The 17,670-nt window shown below is 71.8% G+C and carries 18 protein-coding genes; 15 read left to right on the top strand and 3 right to left on the bottom strand.

Annotated features, from left to right (window positions below; translation table 11 throughout):
- The first annotated feature begins 91 nt into the window (after positions 1-91).
- The 8 genes from serS (at position 92) to AB3X52_RS09365 (ending at position 7,542) form a co-directional block, all read left to right on the top strand.
- Entirely contained in the window at positions 92-1,366 is a 1,275-nt protein-coding gene (serS, locus tag AB3X52_RS09400; protein ID WP_367993593.1) for a serine--tRNA ligase, read from the top strand.
- A complete protein-coding gene (locus AB3X52_RS09395) occupies positions 1,363-2,256 on the top strand; it encodes an HAD family hydrolase (protein ID WP_367993591.1) in 894 nt (297 codons plus the stop codon). Before serS ends, AB3X52_RS09395 begins: the two co-directional genes overlap by 4 nt.
- Positions 2,253-2,819, top strand: a complete 567-nt coding sequence (locus AB3X52_RS09390; RefSeq protein WP_367993589.1) for a GNAT family N-acetyltransferase — start codon at positions 2,253-2,255, stop codon at positions 2,817-2,819. The genes AB3X52_RS09395 and AB3X52_RS09390 overlap by 4 nt, the downstream gene beginning before the upstream one ends.
- A complete protein-coding gene (locus tag AB3X52_RS09385; protein WP_367993587.1) occupies positions 2,816-3,604 on the top strand; it encodes a Cof-type HAD-IIB family hydrolase in 789 nt (262 codons plus the stop codon). Before AB3X52_RS09390 ends, AB3X52_RS09385 begins: the two co-directional genes overlap by 4 nt.
- A 17-nt stretch (positions 3,605-3,621) precedes the next feature.
- Positions 3,622-4,200, top strand: a complete 579-nt coding sequence (locus tag AB3X52_RS09380) for a hypothetical protein (protein WP_367993586.1) — start codon at positions 3,622-3,624, stop codon at positions 4,198-4,200.
- Positions 4,201-4,330: 130 nt separating this feature from the next.
- Complete coding sequence (locus tag AB3X52_RS09375; protein ID WP_367993584.1) at positions 4,331-4,975, top strand: TetR/AcrR family transcriptional regulator; 645 nt, start codon at positions 4,331-4,333, stop codon at positions 4,973-4,975.
- On the top strand, positions 4,972-6,258 hold the full coding sequence (locus AB3X52_RS09370) for an alpha-hydroxy-acid oxidizing protein (RefSeq protein ID WP_367993582.1): 1,287 nt from the start codon (positions 4,972-4,974) through the stop codon (positions 6,256-6,258). Before AB3X52_RS09375 ends, AB3X52_RS09370 begins: the two co-directional genes overlap by 4 nt.
- Before the next feature lie 63 nt (positions 6,259-6,321).
- On the top strand, positions 6,322-7,542 hold the full coding sequence (locus AB3X52_RS09365; protein ID WP_367993580.1) for a YibE/F family protein: 1,221 nt from the start codon (positions 6,322-6,324) through the stop codon (positions 7,540-7,542).
- 1 nt (position 7,543) lies between these two features.
- Here AB3X52_RS09365 and AB3X52_RS09360 read toward each other — a convergent pair whose 3' ends face one another.
- The 3 genes from AB3X52_RS09360 to AB3X52_RS09350 all read right to left on the bottom strand — a co-directional run bounded on the left by AB3X52_RS09360 (position 7,544) and on the right by AB3X52_RS09350 (position 10,117).
- A complete protein-coding gene (locus AB3X52_RS09360) occupies positions 7,544-8,707 on the bottom strand; it encodes a thiolase C-terminal domain-containing protein (RefSeq protein WP_367993578.1) in 1,164 nt (387 codons plus the stop codon).
- A 162-nt stretch (positions 8,708-8,869) separates the two neighbouring features.
- Complete coding sequence (locus tag AB3X52_RS09355; protein ID WP_367993576.1) at positions 8,870-9,283, bottom strand: Zn-ribbon domain-containing OB-fold protein; 414 nt, start codon at positions 9,281-9,283, stop codon at positions 8,870-8,872.
- A gap of 12 nt (positions 9,284-9,295) precedes the next feature.
- Positions 9,296-10,117 carry an MBL fold metallo-hydrolase gene (locus tag AB3X52_RS09350; protein ID WP_367993574.1) on the bottom strand — a complete coding sequence of 274 codons (822 nt, stop codon included), beginning with the start codon at positions 10,115-10,117 and terminating at the stop codon, positions 9,296-9,298.
- 152 nt (positions 10,118-10,269) lie between these two features.
- Here AB3X52_RS09350 and AB3X52_RS09345 point away from each other — a divergent pair, with 152 nt between their 5' ends.
- The 7 genes from AB3X52_RS09345 (at position 10,270) to AB3X52_RS09315 (ending at position 17,609) form a co-directional block, all read left to right on the top strand.
- Entirely contained in the window at positions 10,270-10,908 is a 639-nt protein-coding gene (locus tag AB3X52_RS09345) for a TetR/AcrR family transcriptional regulator (protein ID WP_367993573.1), read from the top strand.
- Between the two features lie 153 nt (positions 10,909-11,061).
- The gene (locus tag AB3X52_RS09340) at positions 11,062-12,453 is read left to right on the top strand and encodes an MFS transporter (RefSeq protein ID WP_367993571.1); all 1,392 of its coding nucleotides are present in this window, start codon (positions 11,062-11,064) and stop codon (positions 12,451-12,453) included.
- Positions 12,450-13,211, top strand: coding sequence for a 3-oxoacyl-ACP reductase FabG (gene fabG, locus AB3X52_RS09335; protein WP_367993569.1), 762 nt, complete (start codon positions 12,450-12,452; stop codon positions 13,209-13,211). Before AB3X52_RS09340 ends, fabG begins: the two co-directional genes overlap by 4 nt.
- Before the next feature lie 22 nt (positions 13,212-13,233).
- Positions 13,234-14,403, top strand: coding sequence for an acyl-CoA dehydrogenase family protein (locus AB3X52_RS09330; protein WP_367993567.1), 1,170 nt, complete (start codon positions 13,234-13,236; stop codon positions 14,401-14,403).
- Entirely contained in the window at positions 14,400-16,502 is a 2,103-nt protein-coding gene (locus tag AB3X52_RS09325; protein WP_367993565.1) for an acetate--CoA ligase family protein, read from the top strand. The genes AB3X52_RS09330 and AB3X52_RS09325 overlap by 4 nt, the downstream gene beginning before the upstream one ends.
- A gap of 2 nt (positions 16,503-16,504) precedes the next feature.
- Positions 16,505-17,377 carry a MaoC/PaaZ C-terminal domain-containing protein gene (locus AB3X52_RS09320; protein WP_367993563.1) on the top strand — a complete coding sequence of 291 codons (873 nt, stop codon included), beginning with the start codon at positions 16,505-16,507 and terminating at the stop codon, positions 17,375-17,377.
- Positions 17,378-17,429: 52 nt separating this feature from the next.
- Positions 17,430-17,609 (top strand): hypothetical protein, encoded by a 180-nt coding sequence (locus tag AB3X52_RS09315; RefSeq protein WP_367993561.1) that lies wholly within the window; start codon positions 17,430-17,432, stop codon positions 17,607-17,609.
- The last annotated feature ends 61 nt before the right edge of the window (positions 17,610-17,670 follow it).

The raw sequence follows: 17,670 nt of genomic DNA, 5'->3' as shown, positions 1-17,670 counted from the left end.
CGGGGCTCGGTGGTCGCCGGGCGACGGTCGCGCGCCAGTATGCCTGTGTATTGATGTGATCCCGCGATCCGCGCACGGCTAGCCTGTGGGCATGATCGACCCGCGCATCCTCCGTGAAGACCCCGACCGCGTCCGTGCCTCGCAGGCCAAGCGCGGTCTCTCCGGGGATCCGGTGGACCGGGCGCTCTCCGCCGACGAGGCCCGTCGCCAGACGATCATGGCCTTCGAGGCGAGGCGCGCGGAGCAGAAGTCGATGGGCAAGCAGGTCGCGCAGGCCAAGGGCGAGGAGAAGGCCGCGCTGCTCGCGCAGACGAAGGCGCTCGCGGCCGAGGTGAAGACGCTCGAAGCGGCCCAGGACGCCGCCGAGGCCGAGTGGACCGCGGCTCTGAAGGGGATCCCCAACGTGACCGCCGAGGAGACCCCGGCCGGCGGCGAGGACGACTTCGTCGTCCTCGAGACGGTCCGCGAGCCGCGGGACTTCGCCGCCGAGGGCTTCGAGCCGCGCGACCACATCGAGCTGGGCCGCATGCTCGGCGCGATCGACCTCGACCGGGGTGCCAAGGTGTCGGGCTCGCGCTTCTACTTCCTCACCGGCGTCGGCGCCGAGCTCGAGCTCGCCCTGGTCAACCTCGCCATGGAGCAGGCCCGCGAGGTCGGCTTCACCCAGGTGATCGCCCCCTCGCTGGTCCGTCCCCAGGCGATGGAGGGCACCGGCTTCCTCGACCAGGCGGCCGACGACGTCTACCGCATCGACGGCGAGGACCTCTACCTCGTCGGCACCAGCGAGGTGCCGATGGCGGCCTACCACTCCGACGAGATCCTCGACGCCGACACCCTCCCGCGGCGCTACGCCGCCTTCAGCCCCTGCTTCCGCAAGGAGGCCGGCTCGCACGGCAAGGACACCCGCGGCATCATCCGCGTGCACTGGTTCGACAAGGTGGAGATGTTCGTCTACACCACGGTCGAGGAGTCGTACGCCGAGCACCAGCGGCTGCTGGAGTGGGAGAAGCTCTTCCTCGACAAGCTCGAGCTGGCCTACCGCGTCATCGACGTGGCCGCGGGCGACCTCGGCCCGAGCGCCATCCGGAAGTTCGACTGCGAGGCCTGGATCCCGACCCAGGGGAAGTACCGCGAGCTGACCTCGACCTCCAACTGCACCGACTTCCAGGCCCGCCGGCTCGACATCCGCGGCCGCTTCCCCGACGGCACCAAGCAGGTCGCCACGCTCAACGGCACGCTGTGCGCCATGACGCGCACCATCGTGGCGATCCTCGAGACCCACCAGCAGGCCGACGGCTCCGTCCGGGTCCCGCAGGCGCTGCAGAGGTTCCTCGGTCGTGAGGTGCTGGAGCCGGTCGCGAAGTGACCTCGGCGGGCTGGGCCGGTGCGACCGGCGTGAACGGCGACGGGTGGCGGCCGCAGGTGGTCGCGCTCGACATCGACGGCACGCTGCTCAAGTGGGTCGAAGGGTCGGGCGCGGCTCACGAGGAGGTCGCGCCGGCGGTGCGCGACGCCGTACGCCGGGCGTATGCCGCCGGTGCCCACGTCGTGCTCGCCTCCGGCCGCTCGCCGCACGGCATGACGAAGGTCGCCGACCTGCTCGGCCTGCCCGACGCCGAGCTGCGCGACGGCGACCGGCTCTGGATCGTGGCGTCCAACGGCGCCGTGATCCTGCGCTACCCGCCGGTCGACGTCGTCCACGAGGAGACGTTCGACGCGCGCGAGGCGGTGCAGCAGATCCTCGAGCGGCGGCCGTCGGTGCTGGTCGCGGTCGAGGAGCGCGGGATCGGCTATCGCATCAACGACCACTTCCCGCCGGGCGAGCTCTCCGGCGACATGGTCGTCACCCCGGTCGAGGAGCTGGTCGCCCACCCGGTGTCGCGTGTGATCATCCGGGACCCGGAGGCGACGGCGGAGGAGTTCGTCGAGCTCGGCCGCTCCCTCGGCCTCCACGGGATCTCCTACGTCGTCGGCTGGACCGCCTGGCTCGACCTGACGCCGGTGGGCGTCTCGAAGGCGTCCGGGCTCTCCTACGTGTGCGACCAGCTCGACCTGGAGCCCTCGGACGTGCTCGCCATCGGCGACGGCCGCAACGACATCGAGATGCTCACCTGGGCCGGTCGGGGCGTGGCGATGGGCCAGGCGATCCCGGAGGTGGTCGAGGTCGCCGACGACGTGACCGCCACCGTGGACGACGACGGCGCGGCCGCGGAGCTCGCGCGCTGGTTCCCGACGGCGGAGCAGGTGGAGGTGTGACCCTGCCTGCGGAGGTCGTCACCGCGCGGCTCCGGCTCCCACTCTGGACCCGGCGCGAGGTCGAGGCGATGCGCGCCGGGGAGCGGCTCCCGGGCTGGCACCCCGACTTTCCGCGCCAGGACGACCTCGACGCCGCGAGCCTGTGGGCCGAGGGCGACCCGTGGGGTCCGCGCTCCATCGTCCGCGGCGTCACCACCCTCGGCTCGATCGGCTTCTTCGGCGCTCCGGAGCGCCACGACGACCGGGTCCTCGGACCGGCGCCGGAGACCGAGGTGGGCTACGGCCTGGTGGCGCAGGCCTGGGGCTGGGGGTTCGCCACCGAGGCACTCACCGCGCTCCTGGCCCTCGCCGACGGCGAGGGCGTCCGCGTCCGCGCCTCCGTCGAGCCGACCAACGCGCGCAGCCTGCGGGTGCTCGCGAAGTGTGGCTTCACCAGGCTCCGCGGCCCCGACGAGGACGGCAACCTCGTGCTGGCGCGCCCGTTGCCGGCCGGGGGGCCGACGTCCGGGTCGGGCTCCGCGCCCGGTTCGGCGGCGGGATCGGTGCCTAGGCTGGAGCGGTGACCCCGAAGCTGGTCGCGACCGACCTCGACGGCACCCTCGTCCGGGCCGACGGCTCGGTCTCCGACTACACCCGCTCCGTCCTCGCCGCCCTCGAGGCCCGCGGCGTGCCGGTCATCTTCGTGACCGGCCGCCCGCTGCGCTGGACGGAGGTCGTCTTCGAGCACGTCGGCAGCCTCGGGCTCGCGATCGTCTCCAACGGCGCGCTCGTGTGGGACGTCGCGGCCGAGACGCCGCGGCTCGAGCGGGCGATCTCGGCCGACCTCGCGCTCCGGGTCTGCGAGGTGATCCGGGAGGCGGTCCCGGGCTCGGCGTTCGCGGTCGAGACGATCCACGGGTTCGCGATGGAGCCGCACTACGTGCGCCACCAGCTCGACGGCGAGGCGCGCCGTGCGCCCATCGAGGAGCTGGTCGACGAGCCGCTGCTCAAGCTGCTCGCGCGTCACGAGGAGCTGCCTGCGGAGGACTACTGGGCGCAGGTCGAGAAGGCCACCGGTGATCTCGTCACCGTGACGTGGTCCTCGACGACCGCCCTGCTCGAGATCAGCGCACCCGGGGTCACGAAGGCCTCGACCCTCGCGCTGGTCTGCGACGAGCTCGGCGTCGCGGCCCAGGACGTCATCGCCTTCGGCGACATGCCCAACGACCTCCCGATGCTCACCTGGGCCGGCACCTCCTACGCCATGGCCGACGCGCACCCGAGCGTCGTCGCCTGCGCCACCCACCTCGCCCCCAGCCACGAGGACGACGGCGTGGCGCGGGTGCTGGCTGGAGTGTTCGCGCTGTGACTGGTTCCATGGGCGCCATGCGTCGCCACCTCACCGCCCTGCCCGCGGCCGGGCTCGCCGGGCTCGCCGGTCTCGTGGGAGTCGCCCTGCCCGTCGCGGTCAGCAGCCCGTCGTACGCCGCCGGCTGCCCGGCCTTCCGCCTGGCCGACGCGCAGGACGCCGCCGCCGTCTTCGACGGCCGCGTCACCGGCCCGGCGACGCCGGTGCGCCCCGGCGGCGCGATCACCTACCCGGTGACGGTGCAGAGCTCCTACTCCGGCAGCGCGCGCGGCGCCATCACCCTCCGACTGCCGGCCGGCCCCTGCCAGACGCGGGCGCTCAAGACCGGCGAGGACTACATCTTCTTCGCCTCCCGGACCGGCGGTCGCTGGACCACGGCGGCGGCCACCCGCTCCGTGCTGCCCTACAAGGAGACGCTCAACCAGCGGCTCCACGCGCTGCTCGACAAGCCCGCGCCGCCGGAGGTCACCTTCGGCGAGCCGCTCGCCGGTCCGCCCAGCTCGTTCACGCGCGTGGCCGCCCCCGGTGGCGCGATGATCATCGTCGGGCTGCTCGGCTACGTCGTCGTACGACGCCTGGGCCGCCGCGCCGCCTGAGCCCTGCCCGCGCCCCTACGGGCCGGCCGGTTCCGCCACGGGTCGAGGACCTCGTGCATCATCCTCACCTCCGTAATTGACTCAAAAGTAAGTTACTTCAGGGTCAGATCACATCGCTAGACTCCGGAGCATGCCAAGCGCCACCTCCGCGATCCAGAGTCGAGCCGGCACCAAGGGGGTGCCCCGCGCCGACCGTGAGGCCCAGATCGTCCGCGCCGCCTGCGAGGTCTTCGGGACCGAGGGGTACGCCGGCACCTCGGTCGCCGTGGTCGCCGCGCGCGCCGGGATCTCGAAGCCGTTGGTCTATCAGTACTTCGGCTCCAAGGAGGGCCTCTTCTCCGCCTGCCTCCACCACGGCGGCCAGCTCCTCGCCGACGAGATGGAGCGGATCGCGGCGGGGGACGTCGTCGGCCTGGAGCGCGCGCTGCGGACGCTCGACGCGATGTTCCGGCTGCTCGAGCCGCAGCCCTGGCTGTGGCGGCTGTTCTTCGACCGCAGCGCCCCGCGCGAGGGCGCGATCGCGGGCGAGATCGCCGGCTACTCCGCGCGCATCACCATGCTCGCGAGCGAGGGGGTCGGCGAGCTGCTCCACCTGCAGGGTGACGACGACCCACTCGACGTCGACGCGATGACCCGGGCGTGGATGAGCATCTTCGACGCGCTGGTGACCTGGTGGCTCGACCATCCGGAGGTGACGCCGACGCAGATGACCGAGCGCTGCGTCCGGCTCTTCACCGCCGTCATGAGCGCCGACGCCCCGGAGCTCTCCGCATGACCGCCCGTTCGTCGTCCGGAAGCATCGGCCGGGAGATCCAGGGCGCGATCTACCGCGCCGGGCTCCTCGGGCGTCGGCCGGTCGTGCCGACGAACCCCGACGCGCTCGCCGAGGCGGCGCGTCGCCGGATGACGAAGGAGACCTGGGCGTACGTCGCCGGCGGAGCCGGCCAGCAGCGGACCGTTGCCGCCAACACCGCGGCGTTCGGGCGCCACCGGCTGGTCCCGCGGATGCTGGTCGACGTCGAGCAGCGCGACCTGACGGTCGGGCTGATGGGCCGTCGGCTGCCCTCGCCCGTGCTGCTCGCCCCGATCGGCGTGCTCGAGATGGCCCACCCCGACGCTGATCGGGCGGTCGCCGCCGCTGCCCGCGCCACCGGAACGCCGATGGTCATCTCGACGCAGGGCTCGGTGCCCATGGAGGAGACGGCGCGGGCGCTCGGCGACACCCCGCGGCTGCACCAGCTCTACTGGAGCCGCGACGACGACGTCGTACGCTCCTTCGTCGCGCGCGCCGAGAAGCTCGGCGCCGACGCGATCGTGGTCACCCTCGACACCCACCTGCTCGGTTGGCGGACCGCCGACCTCGACCTCGGCTACCTCCCGTTCGCGCGGGCCGAGGGCATCGCGCAGTACACCTCCGACCCCGCCTTCCGTGCCCTCGCCGAGGGGCGTACGCCGGGCGGCGAGTCGCTCCGCCCGCGTCTGCGGGAGCTGCCGGCCGCGCTGCGCACGCTCGCCGCGATCGCGCGGCACCATCCCGGTCGGTTCCTCGACAACCTGCGCTCACCGCAGCCGCGTGCCGCGGTCGAGACGTTCCTCGACGTCTTCTCGCGCTCCGACCTGACCTGGGACGACCTGGCCCGGCTGCGCGAGATGACCACACTGCCGATCCTGCTCAAGGGGATCTTGGACCCGCGGGACGCCGCGCTCGCGCTCGACCACGGCGTCGACGGGCTCGTCGTCTCCAACCACGGCGGGCGTCAGGTCGACGGCGCGATCGCCTCCCTCGACGCGCTCCCCGGTGTCGTCGAGACGGTGGCCGGTCGCGTCCCGGTCCTCTTCGACTCCGGCATCCGCAGCGGTGCCGACGTCGCCATCGCGCTCGCCCTCGGTGCCGACGCGGTCCTGCTCGGGCGGCCCTACGTCTATGGGCTCGCGCTGGCGGGTGCCGACGGCGTCCGGGCCGTCCTCGAGCACGTCGTCGCCGAGCTCGACCTCACCCTCGGGCTGCTCGGCGTGCGGTCCGTCGGCGACCTCGGGCCCGATCACCTCGCGGGGTGAGCCATGTGACCCTGAGAGTGCGCTCCTGCGCACCCTCAGCATCACACGGCACAATCACCGACCGTGGCGGGCTACCAGGGACGACGACGGGCCGTGCGACCGAGCCGGGCGCACGGGCACACGCACGGGCACGCTCATGACCACGACGCCCCCGAGCTCGACATCGCGCGGGGGCCGCGGCTGACCGTGATCGGCCTCCTCGCGGTGGTCGCCGTGGCCGTGGTCGTGGGCCTCGTCGTGCTCTGGCCGGACCAGGGCAGGGTCGACAAGGTCGCCCACTCGCTCGACTTCGCCGCGCCGGGGTCGACCTTCCCGCACGCCACCGTGATCCGGACGAACGACTGTCCGTCCGGTCAGCACACCGACGGCTGCGGCACGTTGACCGTCAAGGTCGACGGTGGCGGGCGGGCGCGGGTGCCGGTCGGCCCCGACGTCCTCGGCTCCGGACTCGGACCGGGGGACCGCGTGCAGCTGCAGCAGACGCCGGCGAGCGACGGTCGGCCGGCGTCGTACTCCTACTTCAAGACCGACCGCGGGTCGGCGCTCTGGCTCATCGCCGGCCTGTTCGCCGTCGTGGTGCTGGCCGTGGCCCGCCTCCGCGGGCTCCTCGCCATGGTCGGCCTCGGGGTCGGGCTGGTGGTGATCGGCGGCTGGATGCTGCCCGGCCTGCTGAGCGGCCACTCGCCGGTGCTCGTCGGGCTGGTGGGCTCCGCCGCCATCCTGTACGTCGTCCTCTACCTCGCCCACGGGGTCTCGCTGCGGACGAGCGCGGCGCTGCTCGGCACGCTCGGCGGCCTGCTCGTCACCGCGCTCCTGGGCGTCGTCTCGGTGACGATGACCCACCTGACCGGCGTCGCCGACGAGGGCGCGGGCGTCCTGACCTCGGTCGCCGGCGAGCTGAGCTTCCAGGGCCTGATGACCTGCACGATCGTCATCGCGGGCCTGGGCATCCTCAACGACGTGACGATCACGCAGGCGAGCGCGGTCTGGGAGCTGCGGGCCGCCGGGCCGGAGCAGACCCGCTGGCAGTTGTGGGCGAGCGCGATGCGGATCGGCCGCGACCACATCGCCTCGACGATCTACACGATCGTCTTCGCCTACGCCGGCACCGCGCTGATGACCCTGCTCGTCATCGAGCTCTACGACCGGCCGCTCGTGGACCTGCTCGGCACCGAGCAGATCGCCGAGGAGGTCGTCCGCTCCCTGGTGAGCGCGATCGGCCTCGTCCTCGCCGTCCCGCTCACCACCGTCGTCGCCGCGCTCACCGTCCCCGGTCCGCGCTGAGTCAGGTGGTCGCGTCGGTCCCGAGCACCAGGGTCGCCGCCGACATGAACATCCCGCCGTTCCCGAGGACCACGGAGATCTGGGGATCGGGCACCTGGGCGGCCGCCTCGCCGCGGAGCTGTCGCACCGATTCGCAGATCGCGAACATGCCGTACATCCCCGTATGGGTGTAGGAGAGCCCGCCGCCGTTGGTGTTGAGCGGCAGGCTTCCCCCGGGCGAGGTGTGGCCGTCGGCGATGAACGCGCCTGCCTCGCCGCGCTTCACGAACCCGAGATCCTCCAGGCCGTAGAGCGGAAGGTGGGCGAAGGCGTCGTAGATCATCAGGTGGTCGACGTCGTCGACGTTGATCCCGGCCTCCTCGAAGGCCGCCTGCCCGGAGAGCCGGAAGCCTTGGGAGCTGGTGAGGTCGGCCATCTGGGACACGATCGGGGCATCGCTCGCCTCGCCGGCACCGAGGAGGTGGACGGGTCGGTGCCGCTGCGGCAGGTCGCGCGCCCGGTCAGCGGAGGTGACGATCAGCGCGCCGCCGCCGTCGGTGACGAGGCAGCATTCCAGGAGGTGGAACGGATAGGCGATCATCGGCGACGCGAACACGTCGTCCACCGTGATCTCCTCCCGGAACATCGCCCGCGGGTTGCGCGCCGCCCAGCGGCGTTGCGCGACCGGCACCTCGGCCAGCTGCTCCTGCGTCGTACCGGTCTCGTGGAGGTAACGCAGCGCGGGGACCGTGAGCGTCGTGGGCGGACCCATGACGCCGTACGGCGCCTCGAACTGGCCCATGAGGGAGGCCGGGTCGCGGGCGTACGCCGGCGCTCCGACGCGCGAACGGCCCGACTCGCCGTGGGTGATGAGAACGGTGGTGCAGAGCCCGGCCGCGATGGCCGCCGCGGCGTGCCGCACATGGAAGAGGAACGAGGTGCCGCCGACGCTGGTCGTGTCGAGCCAGCGCGGCGTGATGCCGAGCGCATGCGCGACGGTCAGCGGACCGGGGGCCGAGACGCCGGCGACGCCGTCGATGTCATGGATGGTGAGGCCCGCGTCGGCGAGCGCGTTGCGTGCCGCCTCGAGATGGAGCATGAGCGTCGAATGGGTGGGCAGCTTTCCGACGGCGTCGGTCTCGGCGGCGCCGACGATGACCGCGCCCGGCCTGCGCCTCGCGCTCATGCGGCCCCCTCCGTCAGAAGAACGACAGAGTACGGACGCGGCCGCATGAGATTTTCGATGGTCGCTCGCTGACGCTCGCTCATGCGGCCCCCTCCGTCAGAAGAACGACAGAGTACGGACGCGGCCGCACGAGATTTTCGATGGTCGCTCGCTGACGCTCGCTCATGCCGGCTCCTGCGCGGGGGCGAACACCGGTACGCAGACCTCGCCCCGGTCCTCGAAGCGCACCTGCAGCGGCAGGTCCAGCGGAAGACGCTCGGGCGTCGGCTCGACGTCGACGATGTTCGTCATCATGCGCGGGCCCTCGGCCAGCTCGACGATGGCGATGACGTAGGGCGCGGTGAACCCGGGGGCGGCGCGCTCACTGATGACGTACGACGCGAGTCTCGCTCGCCCGGAGGCGGTGAACCACTCCACGGCGCCCGAGCCGCAGTGCGGGCACGCCGGTCGCGGGTAGAAGTAGGGCCGCGTGCAGGCGAGGCAGCGCTGGAGGCGGAGCACGCCGGCGCGGGCGCCGTCCCAGAACGGCTGGGTGTCGGGGGTCGGGACGGGGACGGCCTTGGCGGGTGCGTTCATGGGCGCTCCTGGCTAGTGCTGGTGGACGGGCGCGACCGGTGCGCCGATGAGATGGTCGAGCGCGGCGCGTACGGCGTGCTCGGCCGCGGGCCGGCGCAGGTCGTCCACGCCGGGGTAGATCGTGTCGGTGAGTGGCCCGATCTCGGTCACTCCGGCCTCGACGAGTCGTGCGACCTCGTCGAGACGCCGGTGGCGCACCTCGACAACGCGGTCGATCACCGCGGTGGCGTCGGGCAGTGGCGGGCCGTGACCGGGCAGGAGCGTCACCGGCTCCTCACGGGACAGCGCGCGAAGCCGGTCGGCGGAGGTGAGGAAGTCGGCGAGGCTGCCGAAGAGCGCGGACGCGCGACGACCGAGGATCGTGTCACCGGTGAGGACGCTCCGTTCGCGAGGCAGCCAGAACGAGACCGAGTCCGCACTGTGCCCCGGGGTGTGGAGGACCTCGACGTCGAGTCCCTCGACCCGGATGCGGTCGCCGTCGGCGAGGACCACGTCGGCGATCGCGGCGTCGTACGCGTAGACCGGTGCACCGGTCGCCCGACGGAGCTCGGGCGCGCCCGGTGCGTGGTCGTCGTGGTTGTGGGTCACGAGGATGCCGGCGACCGTCCAGCCCCGGGAGCGGGCGGTCGTCAGGATGGCGTCGAGGTGGCGGGGCTCCTGAGTGCCCGGGTCGACGACGAGGCAGCCGCTCCGGCCCGGGATCCCGAGCAACCAGCTGTTGGTGCCCTCATAGGTCCATGCGGTCGCGTTGGGTGCAAGCAGGTGCACCGCGCTGCGGGTGACGACGGCCGGCAGGCTCGGCGCCCGGGGCGGCCAGGGCACATCGATCGGCACAGGATCCTCCTCTGGGTTCTAGAATGTGGTTCTAACATGGAAGGCCGCTGACTGCCAACGGTTTCGCCTGGCCCGCCGCGTGGACGTGGAGGCGTAGGCTGAGCGACCGGTCTTCGCGAGACGGCGACCACAGGCACGGGAAGGGGGACGGTGTGGACGGCAACGAGCTGGCCGCCGGCGTCACGGTGGACGCTGCCGACCTGCCCGCCCGCGCCCCGCGCCGCTGGTCGCGGACGGTGAAGACCCGCGCCTCCATCCTCGCCGCGGCGCGCGAGGTCTTCCTCGAGCACGGCTTCGCCGAGGCCAATGTCAGCGATGTGGTCGACCGGTCGGGCTTGAGCGTCGGCAGCATCTACCACCATTTCGGCGGCAAGGCCGAGCTCTACGTCGCGCTGTGGGAGGACCACGAGGAGGCGCTCCACGACGCGTCCAGTCGGGCGATCCAGGCGGAGCGCGCCGCAGGCGAGCAGGATCCGCTGCAGCTCTTCATCGCCGGCGCGCGGGCCTATCTCGAGCGAGCATGGTTCGACCATGCGATGGCCCGGGTCTTCCTCAGCGGCGACAGTCCGCCCGGCTTCGAGGCGCTGCGCCGTGCCCGCGGCCAGGACTGGATCCGGGAGAACGCCCAGCTACTGCGCGCGGCCGACGAGCCGGTGGCCCGGGTTCTCGTGCTCGTCCTGACCTCGATCGTCGGCGACGGGGCGCGCGAGGTCTGCGGCCTGGACTCGCGCAGCGAGGCCGAGCAGATCATCGAGGCGACCCTGGGGTTCATCCACAAGGTCGCCAGCTGACCCACCCCTCCGGGTCGCCACGCTGAGCCGGCGCGGTGCGGGGCATCGGCATGCCCGATGTGATCCTTGACACACATCGAGTCGGCTCCTACTTTGTAGAACGTTCTAGAACGCCCTCGGTCGAATCCCACTGCCGGACCACCCGGAGGAGCTATGGCACTCGACGTGCTCTGGAAGCGCGACCTGGCGCGGTATCCCGCGCCTGCGCACCGCTGGCTGCTGCTCATCGTGACGACGCTCATCACCGTCGCCCTCTACTACGACTTCTACGTCCTCGGCTCGGCGAGCACGCTCGTCATCACGGAGTTCCACTGGAGCCTGGACAAGTACATCTACCTCGGCGCCATCGCCTCGCTCATCGGCGCCGTGAGCGCGTTCGCCGGAGGTCTCGGGGACCGCCTCGGCCGGGCCAACCTGCTGATCCTGAGCAGCGCGTTGAGCGTCGTGTGCGCCTTCTTGATGGCGCACGCGCACGACGGCAACTACTTCATCGCGCTCTACTGCCTGCTCGGGCTCTTCGAGGGTTTCGCCCTGGTGATGAGCGCGACGCTGATGCGTGACTTCTCGCCTCGCGTCGGCCGCGGCGTGGCGATGGCGATGTGGACGATCGGTCCGGTCGGCGGCAGCTACATCGCCTCCAAGGTGGCCGGTCACATGCTGGCCGGCGGCCATGGCTGGCGCGACCTCTACACCGTCGCGGCGGTCAGTGCGCTGGTGGTGTGGGCCGTCTCCGCCGTACTCCTGCGGGACCTGGCGCCCCAGCTGCGCAACGAGATCGTCGTCGAGGCGGACAGGAACGAGCTCGAGGTGTCCACGGGGTCGGGTACGCCGTCAGGCCGGCTCACGCTGGCCGACCGCTTCCCCGTGCGGCTCGTCATCCCCTGCCTGGGCGTCTCGCTCTACCTGCTCATCTACTACGCCGCGGTGTCGCTCTTCCCGCTCTACCTGGAGTCGATGTTCGGGTTCACGCTGTCGACGGCCAACGACATGATGTCGCTGTTCTGGCTGGTCAACGTGCTCGCGGCGCTGATGTGGGGCGGTCTCTCCGACTGGCTGCGCGTCCGGAAGCCCTTCATCGCCGCCGGTGCCGTGATGATGTTCGCAGCCACCCTGGTGTTCACGCTGGTTCTCGGGCACCACGTCAGCCAGGCCGCGATGACCGTCATCCTCGTCGTGATGGGAGCCGTCGTCGCGTGTGGCTTCTCGCCGTGGCTGGCGGCCATCAGCGAGACGGCGGAGGACATCGACCCGAGCCGGGTGGCCGCCGGGATGGCGATCTTCGGCACCGTCCAGCGGCTCGTCCTCATGGTCGTCTCCGCGGTGATGCCGCATGTGGTCGGCACCGAGAGCGGGTGGCGGACGTGGTGGGTCGTCAGCCTGATCGGCATCGTCGTCTATCTGCCGACCATCCCGCTCCTCTCGGGTCGTTGGAAGGCCCGGCAGGTCGCCACGTCCACCGTCGAGGCCGACCTGGGCGGCCTCGTCCCCGGGCCACGCACGGGCGAGGCCGCGACCGAGACCGCGCCGACCGGGGAGTTGGCATGACGGACCTGCGCGGCAGGGTCGCGGTGGTCACCGGCTCGGCGCGCGGGATCGGGGCGGCGACGGCCCGACGGCTCGCGGCCGACGGCGCGGTCGTCGCCGTCGTCGACCTCGACGAGGCGCAGACCAAGGAGACCGTCGACGCGATCGTCGAGGGCGGAGGGAACGCGCTCGGGGTCGGGTGCGACGTCTCGGACGAGGCCGCGGTGCAGGCGGCGGCGGAGCGCATCGTCACCGAGGCGGGCTCGCTCGACATCCTGGTCAACAACGCCGGCCTGATCCGCGACAACCTGCTCTTCAAGATGTCGCTCGCGGACTGGGAGGCGGTCATGGGCGTCCACCTGCGGGGGAGCTTCCTGTGGGCCCGCGAGGCGCAGAAGACGATGGTGGCCAACCGCTGGGGCAAGATCGTCAACCTCTCCAGCACCTCGGCGCTCGGCAACCGGGGCCAGGCCAACTACTCCTCGGCGAAGGCCGGTCTGCAGGGTTTCACCAAGGCCCTCGCCATCGAGCTCGGACCGTTCAACATCAACGTCAACGCGGTCGCGCCGGGCTTCATCGAGACCGACATGACGAAGGCGACCGCTGCTCGCGTCGGCGTCGACTTCGAGGCCATGAAGCACAACGCGGAGCAGCAGATCCCGCTGCGTCGTACCGGACGGCCCGAGGACATCGCCGGCGTCGTCTCGGTGCTCTGCAGCGAGGACACGTCGTACGTCACCGGTCAGGTCGTCTACGTCGCCGGTGGCCCGCGCGCCTGACCCCACCCGAAAGGACCTCACCGTGATCGACTTCTCCCTCTCCGACGAGGAGCGCGACATCCGCGACACCGTCCGGGCCTTCATCCGGCGGGAGGTGATGCCGCTCGAGGACCAGGTCCTCCGCAACGAGCGGGCCGGTCTGCCGGGGCTCGAGGATGGCCAGCTCAAGGAGCTTCAGCAGAAGGCCAAGGCCTCCGGCCTGTGGGGGATCAACACCCCTGAGGAGTACGGCGGGGCGGACCTCGGCCCGGTGATGTCGGCGATCACCGCCATGGAGACCGGCAGGACGTTCGTGCCGTTCCGCTTCGGCGGCACGGCCGACAACATCCTCTACGCCGGGACCGACGCGCAGAAGCAGGAGTACCTCATCCCGACGATCAACGGCGAGCGGCGCAGCTGCTTCGCCATCACCGAGCCCGGTGCCGGCTCGGACGCGCGCAACATCCGCACTCGCGCCGTACGCGACGGCGACGACTGGCTCATCACCGGCGAGAAGATCTTCATCACGAACGGCAACGAGGCCGACTTCGTCATGGTCTTCGCGGTGACCGATCCCGAGAAGGGTGCGGACGGCGGGGTCACCTGTTTCCTCGTCGACCGCGACATGGGCTGGAAGTCCGAGCCGATCCCGACGATGGGGGAGTGGGGACCGGCCTCGCTGGTCTTCGAGAACGTCCGCGTGCCCTCGCGCAACATCCTCGGCGAGGAGGGCAACGGATTCGGTCTGGCCATGCAGTGGATCGGCAACGGCCGGTTCATGATCCCGGCGGGCGCGATCGGCGCGGCGGAGCGACTCCTGGAGATGGCCGTCGAGCACGCCAAGAACCGGGTCTCGATGGGGCATCCCATCGCCGACTACCAGGCCATCCAGTGGCAGATCGCCGACTCTCACGTCGAGATCGAGGCGGTCAAGCTCCTCACCCTGCGTGCTGCGTGGCAGCTGCAGCAGGGTCAGGACAACCGGCATGCCTCCTCGATCGCCAAGCTGTCGGGAGGACTGATGGCCAACCAGGTCGTCGACCGGGTCCTGCAGATCCACGGCGGCATGGGCTACACCAAGGAGCTGCCCGTCGAGCGCTGGTACCGCGAGCTCCGGCTCCTGAGGATCTTCGAGGGGACCGACGAGATCCAGCGGCGCACCATCGCGCGCAACCTGCTCAAGGGCCACGCGAGGCTCGGGGAGATCGGGTGACCGCGCAACAGGTCGAGGCGCTCTTCAACCCGCGCGCCATCGCGCTCATCGGAGCGACCGAGAAGTCGAAGTGGTCCTCGAGCACCTATCTCAACCTGCTCACCCACGGCTTCACGGGGCCGGTCCACCTCGTCAACCCGAGGGGCGGCGTGGTCCACGGTCAACAGGCGTACGCCGCGATCGCGGACCTCCCCGACGGCGTCGACCTCGCCTTCGTGATGGTGCCGACCGACGCGGTCCTCGACGTGCTGGAGAAGGTCGCGGACCGGGGCATCGGCTCCGCCGTCGTCCTGACGTCGGGATTCGGCGAGGTCGGCCCCGACGGCGCCCGGCTCGAGGCGGAGGTCGTGGCCTTGGCACGCCGGCGCGGCCTCATGATCCTCGGCCCGAACGGCAACGGCTTCATCAACGCGGCGCGCCGCATCACGCCGTACGGGCTCGCGATCCCGAGCCCGCTGCTCGGCGGACCGGTCGGTGTCGTGCTCCAGAGCGGGGCCTTGGCCAGCGCGGTCCTGGGCTTCGCCCAGGCGCGCAACATCGGCATCAGTCTCCTGGTGTCGATGGGCAACGAGGCGATGATGTCGATGACGGACGTGATGCGCTATCTCATCCGTGATCCCGACACGTTGGTCATCACGCTCTTCGTCGAGTCGATCCGGCATCCCGAGGAGTTCCTCGCCGCGGCGCGGGAGGCCCTGCTCGCCGGGAAACCCGTCGTCGCCCTGAAGGTGGGCCGCAGCCAGAAGGGGGAGACGGTCGCCAAGGCCCACACCGGCTCGCTCGTCGGCGACGACCGTGTGGTCGACGCCGTCTTCAAGCAGTACGGCGTGATCCGGGTCGACTGCCTCGAGGACCTCATCATGACCGCGGGCCTGTTGGCCGAGACCGGTCCTCTGCCTGGCAACCGGCTCGGCTTCGTGACGCCGTCGGGAGGGGCGTGCGAGATCGCGGCCGACCGCGCGGAGGACGAGGGGCTGGAGATCCCGGACTTCGCGCCGACGACCGTGGAGCGGCTGCGCCAGGTGGTACCCGCCTTCGCGACCGTGCAGAATCCGCTCGACGTCACCGGCTACATCCTCGTCAACACCGGTCTGCTGCGCGATGCGCTCACGGTCGTCGACGACGACCCCGGGGTCGACGTGATCGTGCTCGCCACCGAGCTTCCCCGCGACGAGCCGCCGGACCCCGCACTCGTGCTGGAGATGGCCCGCGGGACCGCCGAGGCGATCCGGGCATGCCGCAAGCCGGTCGTGGTCATGGGCAACACGCTGGTCGACGTCACCCCGTTCGGGCGGAGGGTCGCGTCGGAGGTCGGCTTCCCGGGGGTGCTCGGCGGCATCCACCACGCCATGTCGGCCCTCGGTCGCGCGGTGACCTGGTCGGCGTACGCACGTGCCGCCGAGGAGGTCGTCACGCCGCCCCCGGCCGTGCTGCCGCTCGAGGTCGAGGGCGGCCGTGGCACGTGGGCCGAGCACGAGGCGGCCGGCTTCCTCGCCGCGCACGGCGTGCCCGTCGTACCCCAGGAGCTGGTGACCTCGCCCGACGAGGCCGTCGAGGTGGCGGCTCGGCTCGGCTTCCCGGTCGTGCTCAAGCTTGCCGCGGACGTCGCGCACAAGAGCGACATCGGCGGCGTACGCCTCGGACTCGCCACCGAGGACGCCGTCCGGGAGGCGTACGCCGCCGTGGTGGCCGCGGGGGAGGGTGCCGGCGCGATGGTGCAGGGTGCGACCGTGCAGCCGATGCGGGAGAGCGGCGTCGAGCTCCTGGTCGGGATCGTCCGCGACCCGGTCTGGGGACCGGTGCTGGCCGTCGGGCTGGGTGGTGTCTGGGTCGAGGTGCTGCGCGACACCGCGCTGCGCGTCCTGCCGGTGGGCCGCACGGAGGTGCTCGCCGCGCTACGGGAGCTGCGGGGCGCGCAGCTGTTCGCAGGTGCCCGCGGCACCGAGAAGGTCGATCTCGACGCCGTCGCCGACGCGATCGTGGCGGTGGCCGACCTGGCGGGCCGACTCGGCGACCGACTGGAGTCCCTCGAGATCAACCCGCTCCTCGTCCGCGGCTCCCAGGTCGAGGCGCTCGACGCCCTCATCAGCTGGAGGTAGCCATGCCGATGAATCTCGACGCGGTCGGCTCGTCGATCGGTCCGACGACGGTCGCGTGGTCCGCCGACGACGCACTGCTCTACGCCCTCGGCGTCGGTGCAGGGCAGGACGACCCGCTCGCAGAGCTTGCCTACACGACCGAGAACACCGCGGGCGTGGAGCAGCGCGTGCTGCCGACGTTCGGCGCGATCCTCACGCAGTTCCGGCCGCCCGCCGATGGCTCGGCGCGGCCACGGATCTCGTTCGGCTCCTTCGACCCGGCCTTCCTGGTCCATGCCGAGCAGTCGGTCGCGCTCGCCCGGCCGCTTCCGGCGGCGGGGACCATGGACGTGACGACCCGGCTCGCCGGCATCTATGACAAGGGGTCGGGGGCGCTGGTGGTGACAGAGGCGTTCGGCCGGCTGCCGGACGACCCGGAGGACGCACCGACGGTGGTCAGCCGCTCGGCCGTGTTCATCCGCGGGGAGGGTGGCTTCGGGGTCAAGGGCCCGAGCGATCCCTGGCGCCTGCCGGAACGCGAGCCCGACCTCGTCCTCCACGCCAGCACCCGTCCGGACCAGGCGCTGCTCTATCGGCTCTCGGGGGACCACAACCCGCTGCACACCGACCCGGCGTTCGCCGGCCGGGCGGGGTTCGACCGGCCGATCCTGCACGGCATGTGCACGTACGGCGTCGTCGCCCGCCGGCTACTGACGGAGCTGGCCGGCGGCGACCCGGCGCGGTTCGGCTCGCTCCGCGGTCGGTTCAGTGCGCCGGTCCTGCCGGGGGACGCGCTGCTCATCGAGGTGTGGGGTGACGGACCCGAGCACCGCTTCCGGGTGGTGAGGACCGACGGCCGGCTGGTCCTCGACCGGGGCGCTTTCGTCACGCGCTGAACGCCAGGGACATGGGCATGACACCGCCGGCCAGGCCGGCGGGGTCGCGCGGGTGGTGCACCTGTACTGCCACCTGTCTCCCGGGGAGGGCACCGGGCTGGTCGCGGTGGACAACCTGCAGACCGTGGTACCGCTGGAGCGGGTCGAGCCCAGCCCCCACGGAGCCCTCTACCTCCGACACCACGGCGGCACCACCACCACCACCACCATCACCACCGCCGACACCGGCTGAGAGACCAGGTGACGCGCTGCGCGCTGAGCGCTGCGCGCTGAGCGCTGCGCGACGCTCGCCC

It is taken from the genome of Nocardioides eburneus (genome assembly GCF_040838215.1).
GTDB classification, from domain to species: Bacteria; Actinomycetota; Actinomycetes; order Propionibacteriales; family Nocardioidaceae; genus Nocardioides; species Nocardioides eburneus.
Note: the sequence above shows the minus strand (reverse complement) of the source record. Positions and strands in the feature narration are given on the sequence as shown.

Coding starts and splice junctions, on each gene's coding strand:
- AB3X52_RS09380 (WP_367993586.1), top strand. CDS start 3,622: ATGCGTCGCCACCTCACCGCCCTGCCCGCGGCCGGGCTCGCCGGGCTC.
- AB3X52_RS09375 (WP_367993584.1), top strand. CDS start 4,331: ATGCCAAGCGCCACCTCCGCGATCCAGAGTCGAGCCGGCACCAAGGGG.
- AB3X52_RS09320 (WP_367993563.1), top strand. CDS start 16,505: ATGCCGATGAATCTCGACGCGGTCGGCTCGTCGATCGGTCCGACGACG.
- AB3X52_RS09340 (WP_367993571.1), top strand. CDS start 11,062: ATGGCACTCGACGTGCTCTGGAAGCGCGACCTGGCGCGGTATCCCGCG.
- AB3X52_RS09370 (WP_367993582.1), top strand. CDS start 4,972: ATGACCGCCCGTTCGTCGTCCGGAAGCATCGGCCGGGAGATCCAGGGC.
- AB3X52_RS09355 (WP_367993576.1), bottom strand. CDS start 9,283: ATGAACGCACCCGCCAAGGCCGTCCCCGTCCCGACCCCCGACACCCAG.
- AB3X52_RS09360 (WP_367993578.1), bottom strand. CDS start 8,707: ATGAGCGCGAGGCGCAGGCCGGGCGCGGTCATCGTCGGCGCCGCCGAG.
- fabG (WP_367993569.1), top strand. CDS start 12,450: ATGACGGACCTGCGCGGCAGGGTCGCGGTGGTCACCGGCTCGGCGCGC.
- serS (WP_367993593.1), top strand. CDS start 92: ATGATCGACCCGCGCATCCTCCGTGAAGACCCCGACCGCGTCCGTGCC.